Below are 11,980 nucleotides of genomic sequence, written 5' to 3' on the forward strand. Positions count from 1 at the left end.
GGCCAGATCGTAGTACCGGGTTCCCGACCGGAACACTAGGCGGCCCGGCGTGGCTGGCGGAGATCTCCGGCCGACGCGCTCCGGAGGATCTCCGCCCGGGGATCCCGGCCCGAGGATCGCGTCGAGGCCGCCCCCTGAGGCCGCCTCAGAGCGCGGCGAGCACCTTGAGGTACTCCTGCTCGTCCCGCGCGTCCGGCAGGCCGTTGACCACCGACCAGCGCACCACGCCGGCCTTGTCGATCACGAAGGTACCGCGCACCGCGCAGCCCTTCTCGCTGTCGAAGACGCCGTAGGCCTCGGAGACCGCGCCGTGCGGCCAGAAGTCCGACAGCAGCGGGTACGACAGGCCCTCCTGGTCGGCGAAGACCCGCAGGGTGAACGGCGAGTCGTTGGAGACCGCCAGGATCTGCACGTCCTCGTTCTGGAGCCGCGGCAGCTCCTTCTCGATCGCGCAGACCTCGCCGGTGCAGACACCGGTGAAGGCGAAGGGGTAGAAGACCAGGACGACGTTCTTCTCGCCCCGGAACTCGGAGAGCTTGACCAGCTCACCGTGCTGGTTCTTCAGCTCGAAATCCGGAGCCTGGGTGCCGACCTCGATGGCCATGGTGAGACCTTTCTCAGCGGTGGGCGCGGCGCGCACCGTGCCCACGGGTTTCCCGCGGGCGGCGCAGCGGCCGACCGCGCGCTCATCCTCGCATCCGGGCTGCGGATTTCGGCCGTACGAGTGACTCGGCAGCACCCGTCACGGGCATTTCCGGACTGATTTCGCCGTGAGCGAACAGCAGGCTCGGCGATCTCGCCAAACCGGCCGCGCCGACGGCGGGACCCCGCTGGAGACTCCTCCAGCGGGGTCCGTCATGCTCCGGGCGGGCCGGACTCAGGTCGGTCCGGGCTCAGCGCGGGGCCGGGCTCAGCGCCGGCCGGACTTCGCCGCCTTCGGCGTGGCCAGGCGGGTACCGGCCCAGTCCTTGGCCACCGTGATCGAGCTGGTCTGCGAGAGGCCGGCGGTCTGCGCGGCCTCGGCGACCTCGTGCGCCTCGACGTGGCCATCACGGCCCTTCTTGGGCGTCAGCAGCCAGATCAGGCCGCCATCGGCCAGGTACTCCTGGGCGTCGACGAGGGCATCGGTGAGATCCCCGTCCTCCTCGCGGTGCCACAGCAGGACGGCGTCGGCGACGTCGTCGTAGTCCTCGTCGACGAGGTCCTCACCAGTGATCTCCTCGATGCCCTCGCGGAGCTCCTGGTCGGTGTCTTCGTCGTACCCGAGCTCCTGAACGATCTGGCCGGGCTCGAAGCCCAGCTTGTTAGCCGGGTTGGACTTGTCCGCGGGGTCCGCGGTCGCGCTCACGGGAATAACCTCCAGTATTCGGCCTGGCATCGATGCCAGGGCTGTGGCCGTAGTCCACACGGGCGCGGCGGTTCGCGCAAGTACCCGACCCCCGATCCCACCCAAAGGTTGACGTCTCGTAGCAAGACACGCCGAGTCCTGTGCCGGGAATCACACCGATTTGCCCTTTTGCGGACCGTTCGCCCATGCTGCGGATGCCGCTCGTCCACCGGCGGGTTCGCGACCAGTCGACCGCCTTCCCGCCCGCGATACGAACGGCATTCGAGACCAGCGCGATCACGGGCGTAAAGTCTCCTGTTGGCCCTCACCCCGACCGCCCGCCATCGGACGAGCGGGGAACCTGGAGCAGTCCAGGTACCAGGTCGGACCACCTCTTCGTAAGACCCGGTGGAGGTCGGCGACGGCGACGACGCCCGAACCGCCCCCACCTGACCGATTCGCCCACCAGGCGCTTCGGTTACCCATCGGTAGAGATGACGGATCTCCGAGTTGCGGTACACGATGGAGGCGGCGCGACACACCTCAGTTTCGACCGACAGTGAAGGAACAGCGTGGCTTCCGGATCCGATCGCAACCCGATCATCATTGGCGGCCTTCCGAGTCAGGTCCCGGACTTCGATCCCGAGGAGACCGCGGAATGGCTGGAGTCGCTCGACGCGGCCATCGACGAGCGGGGCCGTGAGCGCGCCCGCTACCTGATGCTCCGCCTGATCGAGCGCGCCCGCGAGAAGCGTGTCGCCGTGCCCGAGATGCGCAGCACGGACTACGTCAACACCATCGCCACCAAGGACGAGCCGTTCTTCCCCGGCAACGAGGAGATCGAGCGCAAGGTCCTGAACGCGACCCGCTGGAACGCGGCCGTGATGGTCTCCCGGGCCCAGCGCCCGGGCATCGGTGTCGGTGGCCACATCGCCACCTTCGCCTCCTCCGCGTCCCTGTACGACGTGGGCTTCAACTACTTCTTCCGTGGCAAGGACGCCGACGGCGAGTCCGGCGACCAGATCTTCTTCCAGGGCCACGCCTCCCCCGGCATCTACGCCCGCGCCTTCCTGCTGGACCGACTGAGCGAGCAGCAGCTCGACGCCTTCCGCCAGGAGAAGTCGAAGGCCCCCTACGGCCTGTCCAGCTACCCGCACCCGCGGCTGATGCCGGACTTCTGGGAGTTCCCGACCGTCTCGATGGGCCTCGGCCCGCTCGGCGCGATCTACCAGGCGCGGATGAACCGCTACCTGGAGCACCGCGGGATCAAGGACACCTCCGACAGCCACGTCTACGCCTTCCTCGGCGACGGCGAGATGGACGAGCCGGAGTCGCTGGGCCAGCTGTCGCTCGCCGCGCGCGAGGGCCTGGACAACCTGACCTTCGTGGTCAACTGCAACCTGCAGCGCCTGGACGGCCCGGTCCGCGGCAACGGCAAGATCATCCAGGAGCTGGAGTCGCAGTTCCGCGGCGCCGGCTGGAACGTCATCAAGCTGGTCTGGGACCGCAGCTGGGACCCGCTGCTGGCCCAGGACCGTGACGGCATCCTGGTCAACAAGCTGAACTCCACCCCGGACGGCCAGTTCCAGACCTACGCCACCGAGACCGGCGCGTACATCCGCGACCACTTCTTCGGTGACGACCTGCGGCTGCGTGCGATGGTCGAGAACATGTCCGACCAGCAGATCCAGCACCTGGGTCGCGGCGGCCACGACCACAAGAAGGTCTACGCGGCCTTCAAGGCGGCCCGCGAGCACAAGGGCCAGCCGACCGTCATCCTGGCGCAGACCGTCAAGGGCTGGACGCTGGGCCCCAACTTCGAGGGCCGCAACGCCACCCACCAGATGAAGAAGCTGACGGTCGAGGACCTGAAGCGCTTCCGCGACCGCCTGCACATCCCGATCACGGACAAGCAGCTCGACGAGGGCTACCCGCCCTACTACCACCCGGGCAAGGACTCCGAAGAGATCCAGTACATGCACGACCGCCGCAGCGAGCTGGGCGGCTACATGCCGACCCGCAAGGTGCGGCCGCGCAAGCTGGAGCTGCCGGGCGACGACGCCTACAAGGGCGTCAAGAAGGGTTCCGGCCAGCAGACCATCGCCACCACCATGGCGTTCGTCCGCGTGCTCAAGGACCTGATGCGGGACAAGGGCATCGGCAACCGCTTCGTGCCGATCGCACCGGACGAGTACCGCACCTTCGGCATGGACTCGCTCTTCCCGTCCGCCAAGATCTACAACCCGCTCGGCCAGACCTACGAGTCGGTCGACCGCGAGCTGCTGCTGGCGTACAAGGAGTCCCCGACCGGCCAGATGCTGCACGACGGCATCTCCGAGGCGGGCTGTACCGCCTCGCTGATCGCCGCCGGCTCGTCCTACGCCACCCACGGCGAGCCGCTGATCCCGGTCTACGTCTTCTACTCGATGTTCGGGTTCCAGCGCACCGGCGACCAGTTCTGGCAGATGGCCGACCAGCTGGCCCGCGGCTTCGTGATCGGCGCCACCGCCGGCCGCACCACGCTGACCGGTGAGGGCCTGCAGCACGCCGACGGCCACTCGCACCTGCTGGCCTCGACCAACCCGGCCGTCGTCGCCTACGACCCGGCCTACGGCTTCGAGATCGCGCACATCATGCAGGACGGTCTGCGCCGCATGTACGGCTCCTCCGCCGAGCACCCGCACGGCGAGGACGTCTTCTACTACATGACGGTCTACAACGAGCCGATCCAGATGCCGGCCGAGCCCGAGAACGTGGACGTCGAGGGCATCCTCAAGGGCATCCACCGCTACCAGGCCGGCACCGCGGGCCAGATCCCGGCGCAGATCCTCGCCTCCGGCGTGGCCGTGCCGTGGGCCCTTGCGGCCCAGCGGATCCTGGCCGAGGAGTGGAACGTCAAGGCCGACGTCTGGTCCGCGACCTCCTGGAACGAGCTGCGCCGCGACGCGGTGGAGGCCGAGGAGTTCAACCTGCTGCACCCCGAGGAGCCGCAGCGTGTCCCGTACGTGACGGAGAAGCTCTCCGGTGCCGAGGGCCCGTTCGTCGCGGTCTCCGACTGGATGCGCGCGGTGCCGGACCAGATCGCGCGCTGGGTGCCGGGTCAGTACCAGTCGCTGGGTGCCGACGGTTTCGGCTTCGCCGACACCCGTGGCGCGGCGCGCCGGTTCTTCCACATCGACGCGCAGTCGGTGGTGCTGGGCGTGCTGACCGAGCTGGCCAAGCAGGGCAAGATCGACCGCCACGCGCTCAAGGAGGCGATCGACCGCTACCAGCTGCTGGACGTGACCGCCGCCCACCCGGGCGCGGCGGGCGGCGACGCCTGAGCCGTCGAGCGTCGAAACACCCGAGGGCCGGACTCCACTGGAGTCCGGCCCTCGGGCCGTCTGGCGGCAGGCCGCAGGGGGCCGGCCATCGTCCGGCTCAGTCCGGCGTGCCGGCCGGGCGCCCCGGTGGTGATGATCGCCCCATGCACGACGACGAGATCCTCACCCGGGCGCGCTGGCTGCTGTGCGAGGTGCACCTGTCCCCCGCCGAGGCGAACACCCGCCTGCTGGACTACTTCCCGGATCTGGAGCGCGAGGAGCGCAGCCGCTATCTGCGCGAGGCGGCCGCGGTACCGGTCGAGCACCCCGGCCTGACCGGCCGGCGCTGAATCGGCCGACGCCGAGCCGGCCGCAGCCGCGGGCGGGGGCGGAGGCGGAGGCGGAGGCGGGGCCGGGAGCGATGAACGGGTGGCGCCCGGGCCCGCCCGTCCCCACGAGCTCATCGGCCACGCGGGCGCCACCGCGAAGAGATTATGTCAGCAGCTGACAATCGGCAATCTCTGACTTCTGGCCGCGCGGCGACGGCCTGCCATCGATGAACCCCCGAGCCCGTCGGCTTCACCTCCCGGCCGGGCCCGGTCCGCGCGCTATCGTGTCGGCATGTCCACCACCACCGCTGCCCCGCGCCCCACACCCCCGGGGCTGCGCGAGCGCAAGAAGCAGCGCACCCGGGACGCCCTGGTGGACGCGGCACACCGGCTCTTCCTCACCCAGGGGTACGCCCGCACCACCGTGGACGAGATCGCCGCCGCCGTGGACGTCTCGCAGCGCACCTTCTTCCGCTACTTCGCCAACAAGGAGGAGGCCGCCCTCGCGGTGCTGGCCGACGCCGAGCGGTACTTCCTGCAGCGCCTGCGCGCCCGGCCGGCCGCCGAGAACCCGCTCACCGCGATGCACGCGGCCATCTGCGAGTCCTGGCGCGATCTGCACACCTCGCACCGGCACGACGGGCGCGGCGCCACCGCCGCGCTGGAGCTGGTCGCACTGATCGAGTCGACCCCCACGCTGCTCGCCGCCCACCTGCGCCGCTCGGCCGAGCAGGAGCAGCGGGTGGTCGAGGTGCTGGCCGCCCGCGAGGGGGTGGACCCGGCCACCGACCTGCGACCGCAGCTGCTGGCGGCCACCTTCGGGGCCGTGATCCGCTCCGCCCACCAGGCCTGGACGGCCGCCGGGGGCCGACCCGCCGCCGACGGCCCGGACGGCATGATCGCCATGATCGGGCGTCATCTCGACCAGCTCGGACCGGCGTTGGCCGGCGACTGGCACTGAGAACGAGCAGGGCACGCAGAGGTCACTGTGACTCAACCCACAGTTTAGGGCGGCTCCAGCACTCCTTCGGACCGAATACGCTGGCCGACTGAACGTTGTCTTAGCCAGGCCGCCGTGTGGATCCGATCACTCGATCGTCCCGGCCGTCATAGCACCAGGAGTTGACGCGAATGCAGCGCAGGCGGCTGAAGCGCATGCTGATCGGCGCTTTCGCGGCCTGCTCGGTGCTGGCCGACGCCGGCGCCGCGGCCGCCCAGGCCGCGGCCTCCAACGAGCAGGTCGCGATCACCACCCCGCCCGCCGGTTCGGACGCCTGGGTGCACGACACCTCGCTCGGCCACCCGCTGCCCGACCCGGCCACCGCCGACGCGGCCACCGTGGCGGCCTTCTTCGCCGCGCTCTCCCCCGCCCAGCAGGACCGGCTGGCGCACGCCTACCCGCTGGTGGTGGGCAACCTGGACGGCGCCCCGCTGCAGCTGCGCTACCGGGCCAACGCGCTGGCGCTGGCGGCCGAGGTGGCCCGGGCCAGGGCCCAGGCCGCAGACCGCAAGGTGGACCCCACCACCCACGCACTCGCCGTCTCCCGCGCCAACGACTGCCAGGCACTGCTGGCCCCGGGCCGCCAGATCCTGGCCTTCGACCCGCGCGGCCGCGGCCTGGTCACCGAGGTCTTCGGCGACCTGGCGAGCGCCCAGCGGGTCTCGGTGATCGTGCCCGGCTCGGACACCGACCTCGGCCACCACGACCGCGCGGTCGACCCGCTGCGCTCGCCCGCCGGGATGGCTCGCGCGCTGCAGTCCGAGGAGCGCAGCCAGGAGCCCGGCGTGAAGACCGCCGTCATCGCCTGGACCGGCTACGTCACCCCGGTGGGCCTGGGCCCGGACGCGGTCACCTCCCGGCTGTCCGACGCCGGTGCGCCCCGGCTGGCCCGGCTGCTCGACGGCCTGGCGCAGACCAGCTCCCCCGTCGCCCCGCCGGCCCTGATCTGCCACTCCTACGGCACCGTGGTCTGCGGCACCGTGGCGCCCAGGCTGCACGGCCGCACCACCGACATGGTGGTGCTGGGCAGCCCTGGCATGGGTGTGCAGAACGTGGACGAGCTCGGCTCCGGGGTCCACCTGTGGGCCACCCGCAACCCGAGCGACTGGATCGGCGCGGTCCCCTACCTCCAGGTCGGCGGCCTGGGCCACGGGGCCGACCCGACCAGCGCCGACTTCGGCGCCGAGCAGATCTCCTCGGCCGGCGCCTCGGGCCACGTGGGCTACTTCGACCCCGGGACCACCAGCCTGCACAACTTCGCGGCGATCGCGCTGGGCGACTACCGGTCGGTGGTCTACCGCACGGGCTGACCCGGCGCCAAGTGGCCTGGAGCGTCCGTCAGTAGGGGGCCGGCGACGCCGACGCCCTACTGACGGGCCCTCCCCCCTACTCGCGGGCGGTGGCGGTGAAGGTCATGTCCGGGTAGCGGGTGCCGGCGACCTCGGCGGCCAGCGGCTCCAGCGCGGCAAGTTCGGCCGCGTCCAGCAACAGCGTTGCGGCGGCGGTGTTCTCGGCCAGCCGGCTGCGCTTGCGGGTGCCGGGGATCGGAACCACCGTCAGGCCGTGCACCTCGGCCCGCTGGTGGACCCAGGCGAGCGCGACCTGAGCCGCCGTCACTCCGCGGTCCGCGGCGATCCGCTGGATCGGGGCGATCAGCGCGGCGTTGGCGGCCGCGTTGTCCCCGCTGAAGCGCGGCTGGTGGCGGCGGAAGTCGTCCTCGGCCAGCTCGGCGGAGCTGGCGAAGGCACCGGTCAGGAAGCCGCGACCGAGCGGCGAGTACGGGACGAAGCCGACCCCCAGCTCGGCGGCGGCCCCGACCACGCTCTGCTCCACGTCACGGGAGAAGAGCGACCACTCCTGCTGGACGGCCGCGATCGGGTGCACCGCGTGCGCCTCGCGCAGCTCGGCCCCGGTCACCTCGGACAGGCCCAGGTGGCGCACCTTGCCGGCCTGCACCAGCTCGGCCATCGCGCCCACCGACTCGGCCAGCGGGACGTTCGGGTCGCGGCGGTGCATGTAGTAGAGGTCGATCACCTCGATGCCCAGGCGGCGCAGCGAAGCGTCCACCGCGCCGCGGATGTAGCCGGGGTCGTTGCGGATGGCGCGGTAGTGCGGGTCGTCGGCCCTGCGCTCGACGGCGAACTTGGTGGCCAGCACCACCTGGTCGCGGTGGGCCCGCACGAACGGGCCGATCAGCTCCTCGTTGTGGCCCGAGCCGTAGATGTCGGCGGTGTCGAAGTGGGTGACCCCGGCGTCCAGCGCGGCCTCCAGGGTGGCCAGCGCCTCGGCGGTGTCGGTCGGGCCGTAGAACTCGCTCATGCCCATGCAGCCCAGACCCTGGACGCCGACGAGCGGTCCGTCCGTGCCCAGGCGGGCGGTCGGGAGGCCGGCGGGGAGGTCGGAGGTGTGGGTGGGCGTCGACTGCGTCATGCGTACTACTTCTTCCCTGAGTAGAGGTCGATCTTGTGGTCGATCACCGCGAGGGTGGCGTGCAGGTCGGCGATCTTCTGCCGGACCCCGTCGCGGTGGGCGACCAGCAGCTCACGCCGCTCGTCGAAGGTGTGGTCGCCCTCGCGGGCCAGCTCGACGTAGCGCAGCATGTCCGCCACCGGCATGCCGGTCAGCCGCAGCCGGCTCAGGAAGGCCAGCCGGTTGAGGTCGCCGTCGCTGTACAGGCGGCGGCCCGCGTGCGAGCGGTCCACCGGGTCGAGCAGGCCGATCCGCTCGTACCAGCGCAGCGTGTGCGCGGTCAGCCCGGTGCGGGTGGCCACCTCACTGATGGTGTGGCGCAGCTGATGGGCGGCGGGGTCGGTGGGAAAGGCGGTGGGCGTGTGGTAGTCGGCCAGACCACAGCTGTTCAGTACCGGGTCGAGCGCGAGTTCGACGGCGGGCAGGGCACTCATGGCGGGCTCCCCCGAAGGTCGTGCGGCGTGATGCACCCGACGTTATCGAGTTCGAGTGCACTCGAAGCAAGCTCCCCCGGTCACCGCACTACAGTTCCTGCCATGCAGAGCTTGCGGATGATCGAGGACTGGCCGGTCGACACGGCGGCCGTGGCGGTGGTGCGGGGCGCGGACGGCGCGCTGCTGGGCGCACACGGCCCGCAGCACCACCGTTTCCAACTGGCGTCGGTGACCAAACCACTGACCGCCTACGCGGCCCTGGTCGCGGTCGAGGAGGGCGTCTTCGAGCTGGACGACCCCGCGGGCCCGGCGGGCTCCACGGTGCGCCACCTGCTGGCCCACGCCTCGGGTCTGGCCTTCGACGACAACCGCCCGATGGCCGAGCCGGGGACCAGGCGGCTCTACTCCAACGCCGGCTTCGACGTGCTCGCGGACACGCTGGCCAAGGCGGCCGGGATCCCCTTCGAGCAGTACGCCACCGAGGCGGTCTTCGAGCCGCTGGGCATGACGGACACCGCCATCGAGGCGACCCACCGCACCCCGGCCGGGGCCGGCGGCGTCTCCACCGCCGCCGACCTGGCCAGGTTCGCGGCCGAGCTGCAGGCCCCCCGGCTGCTGCACCCCTCGACGCTGGCCGCCGCCACCCGCGAGGTGGCCTTCCCCGGGCTGGGCGGAGTGCTGCCCGGCTTCGGACACCAGAAGCCCAACGACTGGGGGCTGGGCTTCGAGATCCGCGACCACAAGGCGCCGCACTGGACGGGCGGTGCCAGCTCGCCCGAGACCTTCGGCCACTTCGGCCAGTCCGGCACCTTCCTGTGGGTGGACCCGGCCGTGGGCGTGGCCTGCGTGGCACTGGCCGACCGGGACTTCGGGCCGTGGGCGGCCGAGGTGTGGCCGGTCTTCACCGACGCGGTGCTCGCAGAGCTGCGCGGCTGACGGCTACCCGACCTTCAGGTCGGAGTGCATCTCCCAGAGCAGCAGCTCGGCGCCCTCGGGCCCGGCCACCGGGTTGGCGAAGGCCTCCCCGGTGAGCCGCAGGCTGTCGCCCGGCTCCATCGAGCGGCCCACCCCGCGCGGTCCGGGGATGGTGCGGTAGCCGAGCGAACCCGCCGTCAGGTGCGCGTAGCGCCAGTGGGCTTCGGGCAGGTCGGGCAGCGCCTGCCCGGGACCGGCGGTGACCAGGTGCAGCGCGGCGTCCGAGCGGCGCAGCCGCAGCGCCTCGGTGCCGGCGTCGCGCTCCAGCCCGGAGGCGAGCAGGGTGACCGTGTCCGCGGCCGGCGCCACCCGGCGCAGGCCGTAGGAGGGCTCGGAGTCGAACACGTCCGGCTGGAGCCACATCTGGACGAACCGGACCGGGACGTCGGCCCCGCCGACGTTACGCTCCGTGTGGCTGGTCCCGCGCCCGGCGCTCAGATGCTGGACCATCCCGGGGCGCACCACCCCGGCGTGACCGTCCGCGTCCCGGTGCGCCAGCGCGCCCTCCAGCACCCAGGTGACGATCTCCACGTCGCGGTGCCGGTGCGCCTCGAACCCGGCTCCCGGCTGCAGCGTCTCCTCGTTGCAGGCCAGCAGCGCGCCGAAGTGAACGTTCTTCGGGTCGTAGTGGCCCGCGAACGAGAAGGCATGCCGGGTTTCGACCCCGGGTGCGGGCGTCGAGCGGTAGCGTTCAGCGGTACGGCGCAGGTCGGCCCTAGGGCGCGCGGGGTCGGTCATCTGACCCACCGTAGCGGTTGTGCGCGGCCCCATCCGTGCTCAGCGCGAGGGGGGGCGGGCGCGAGGTCGGCGCGCGGTGAGGCAGTCTTGTCCCTGTGCCAGCCCCCTCAGATCCAGAAGCTCCAGCGGACCCGGCGGCGAGCGAGCAGTCGCCGCCCGCCAAGCGGACCGTACGCAAGACCGCCACCTCCGGTGCCACCGCCACCGCCACCGAACGCCGGCTCGCGGCCGAGCGCGCCGAGCTGCGCGCCGCCACGCTGAAACGGCTGGAGAAGTCGGCCGGCAAGCTGGCCACCGCCGCGATCGCCCGGATGGACGACCAGCTCGGCTGGTACCGGCGGATGCCACCGGAGCACCGCTCCTGGATCGGCCTGGTCGCCCAGGCCGGTATCGCCGCCTTCACCGAGTGGTACCGCCACCCGGAGGCCCCCCAGGCGATCAGCACCGACGTCTTCGGCACCGCCCCGCGCGAGCTGACCCGGGCGATCACGCTGCGCCAGACCGTGGAGCTGATCCGCACCACGATCGAGGTGATGGAGGAGGCGATCCCCGAGGTCGCCGCACCCGGCGACGAGGACGGGATGCGCGAGTCGGTGCTCGTCTACGCCCGCGAGATCGCCTTCGCCACCGCCCAGGTGTACGCCCAGGCGGCCGAGGCGCGCGGCGCCTGGGACGCCCGGCTGGAAGCCCTGGTGGTGAACTCGCTGCTCTCCGGGGACGCCGACGAGGGCGTGCTGTCCCGGGCCGCCGCCCTGGGCTGGGGCCAGCCCAGCCAGGTGCGGGTGGTGATGGGCAGCGCCCCGGACGGCGACAGCGAGGCGGTGGTCGAGGCGATCCGGCGGGCCGCCCGGTACGCCCGGCTGCACGTGCTCACCGGGGTGCTCGGCAAGCGCCTGGTGGTGGTGGTCGGCGGCGAGAAGGAGCCGGTGCACGCCGCGCGGGCACTGATCGGCCAGTTCGCGCCCGGTCCCGTGGTGATCGGCCCGACCGTCGGCGATCTGCTCTCGGCCACCCGTTCGGCCCATGCGGCCGCCGCGGGCCTGCGGGCCTGCGCCGCCTGGCCGGACGCCCCGCGCCCGGTGCTCGCCGATGATCTGCTGCCGGAGCGCGCGCTGGCGGGCGACCAGGTCGCGCGCCGTCAGCTGGTGGAGGAGATCTACACACCGCTGAACGAGGCCGGCTCGGCACTCCTGGAGACGCTGAGTGTCTATCTGGAGCAGGCCTCCTCCCTGGAGGGCGCCGCCCGGATGCTCTTCGTCCACCCGAATACCGTGCGCTACCGGCTACGTCGTGTGACTGACGTCACCGGCTACGCCCCCTCGGACGTGCGTTCGGCCTTCACGCTCCGCATTGCCCTGGCCCTGGGTCGGCTGGACTCCACCGGGGACTGACTCGGTCCCCCTGTG

The 11,980-nt window shown here is 71.9% G+C and carries 11 protein-coding genes; 6 read left to right on the top strand and 5 right to left on the bottom strand.

The window, feature by feature from the left end:
* Positions 1-145: 145 nt before the first annotated feature.
* Both ACFZB9_RS02540 and ACFZB9_RS02545 read right to left on the bottom strand, forming a co-directional pair.
* A complete protein-coding gene (locus tag ACFZB9_RS02540) occupies positions 146-604 on the bottom strand; it encodes a peroxiredoxin (protein ID WP_391443076.1) in 459 nt (152 codons plus the stop codon).
* Between the two features lie 306 nt (positions 605-910).
* A complete protein-coding gene (locus ACFZB9_RS02545) occupies positions 911-1,348 on the bottom strand; it encodes a DUF3052 domain-containing protein (protein WP_391443077.1) in 438 nt (145 codons plus the stop codon).
* Positions 1,349-1,899: 551 nt separating this feature from the next.
* Here ACFZB9_RS02545 and aceE point away from each other — a divergent pair.
* From aceE to ACFZB9_RS02565, 4 genes are all read left to right on the top strand, one after another.
* Positions 1,900-4,650: a pyruvate dehydrogenase (acetyl-transferring), homodimeric type gene (gene aceE, locus ACFZB9_RS02550; protein WP_391443079.1), complete on the top strand. Its 2,751-nt coding sequence runs from the start codon at positions 1,900-1,902 to the stop codon at positions 4,648-4,650.
* Between the two features lie 143 nt (positions 4,651-4,793).
* Positions 4,794-4,979, top strand: coding sequence for a hypothetical protein (locus tag ACFZB9_RS02555; protein ID WP_391443081.1), 186 nt, complete (start codon positions 4,794-4,796; stop codon positions 4,977-4,979).
* A gap of 271 nt (positions 4,980-5,250) precedes the next feature.
* On the top strand, positions 5,251-5,919 hold the full coding sequence (locus ACFZB9_RS02560; protein WP_391443083.1) for a TetR/AcrR family transcriptional regulator: 669 nt from the start codon (positions 5,251-5,253) through the stop codon (positions 5,917-5,919).
* 170 nt (positions 5,920-6,089) lie between these two features.
* Entirely contained in the window at positions 6,090-7,268 is a 1,179-nt protein-coding gene (locus ACFZB9_RS02565) for an alpha/beta hydrolase (RefSeq protein ID WP_391443084.1), read from the top strand.
* A 76-nt stretch (positions 7,269-7,344) separates the two neighbouring features.
* Here ACFZB9_RS02565 and ACFZB9_RS02570 read toward each other — a convergent pair whose 3' ends face one another.
* Together ACFZB9_RS02570 and ACFZB9_RS02575 are read right to left on the bottom strand one after the other, a co-directional pair.
* A complete protein-coding gene (locus tag ACFZB9_RS02570; RefSeq protein ID WP_391443085.1) occupies positions 7,345-8,388 on the bottom strand; it encodes an aldo/keto reductase in 1,044 nt (347 codons plus the stop codon).
* Positions 8,389-8,393: 5 nt separating this feature from the next.
* Positions 8,394-8,861: a MerR family transcriptional regulator gene (locus ACFZB9_RS02575; protein ID WP_391443086.1), complete on the bottom strand. Its 468-nt coding sequence runs from the start codon at positions 8,859-8,861 to the stop codon at positions 8,394-8,396.
* 102 nt (positions 8,862-8,963) lie between these two features.
* On the opposite strand from ACFZB9_RS02575, the gene ACFZB9_RS02580 reads away from it, so the two are divergent.
* Positions 8,964-9,797: a serine hydrolase domain-containing protein gene (locus ACFZB9_RS02580; protein WP_391443087.1), complete on the top strand. Its 834-nt coding sequence runs from the start codon at positions 8,964-8,966 to the stop codon at positions 9,795-9,797.
* Positions 9,798-9,800: 3 nt separating this feature from the next.
* Here the strand turns inward: ACFZB9_RS02580 and ACFZB9_RS02585 are convergent, their stop codons facing one another.
* On the bottom strand, positions 9,801-10,574 hold the full coding sequence (locus tag ACFZB9_RS02585) for a pirin family protein (protein ID WP_391443089.1): 774 nt from the start codon (positions 10,572-10,574) through the stop codon (positions 9,801-9,803).
* Between the two features lie 242 nt (positions 10,575-10,816).
* On the opposite strand from ACFZB9_RS02585, the gene ACFZB9_RS02590 reads away from it, so the two are divergent.
* Positions 10,817-11,965, top strand: a complete 1,149-nt coding sequence (locus tag ACFZB9_RS02590; RefSeq protein ID WP_327071699.1) for a helix-turn-helix domain-containing protein — start codon at positions 10,817-10,819, stop codon at positions 11,963-11,965.
* The last annotated feature ends 15 nt before the right edge of the window (positions 11,966-11,980 follow it).

Source organism: Kitasatospora sp. NPDC008050, from assembly GCF_042957465.1.
GTDB lineage: Bacteria > Actinomycetota > Actinomycetes > Streptomycetales > Streptomycetaceae > Kitasatospora.

Excerpts from the sequence above, each read along its gene's own strand:
- ACFZB9_RS02540 (WP_391443076.1), bottom strand. The coding sequence starts at position 604 with ATGGCCATCGAGGTCGGCACCCAGGCTCCGGATTTCGAGCTGAAGAAC.
- ACFZB9_RS02580 (WP_391443087.1), top strand. The coding sequence starts at position 8,964 with ATGCAGAGCTTGCGGATGATCGAGGACTGGCCGGTCGACACGGCGGCC.
- ACFZB9_RS02555 (WP_391443081.1), top strand. The coding sequence starts at position 4,794 with ATGCACGACGACGAGATCCTCACCCGGGCGCGCTGGCTGCTGTGCGAG.
- ACFZB9_RS02585 (WP_391443089.1), bottom strand. The coding sequence starts at position 10,574 with ATGACCGACCCCGCGCGCCCTAGGGCCGACCTGCGCCGTACCGCTGAA.
- ACFZB9_RS02565 (WP_391443084.1), top strand. The coding sequence starts at position 6,090 with ATGCAGCGCAGGCGGCTGAAGCGCATGCTGATCGGCGCTTTCGCGGCC.
- ACFZB9_RS02560 (WP_391443083.1), top strand. The coding sequence starts at position 5,251 with ATGTCCACCACCACCGCTGCCCCGCGCCCCACACCCCCGGGGCTGCGC.
- ACFZB9_RS02575 (WP_391443086.1), bottom strand. The coding sequence starts at position 8,861 with ATGAGTGCCCTGCCCGCCGTCGAACTCGCGCTCGACCCGGTACTGAAC.
- ACFZB9_RS02570 (WP_391443085.1), bottom strand. The coding sequence starts at position 8,388 with ATGACGCAGTCGACGCCCACCCACACCTCCGACCTCCCCGCCGGCCTC.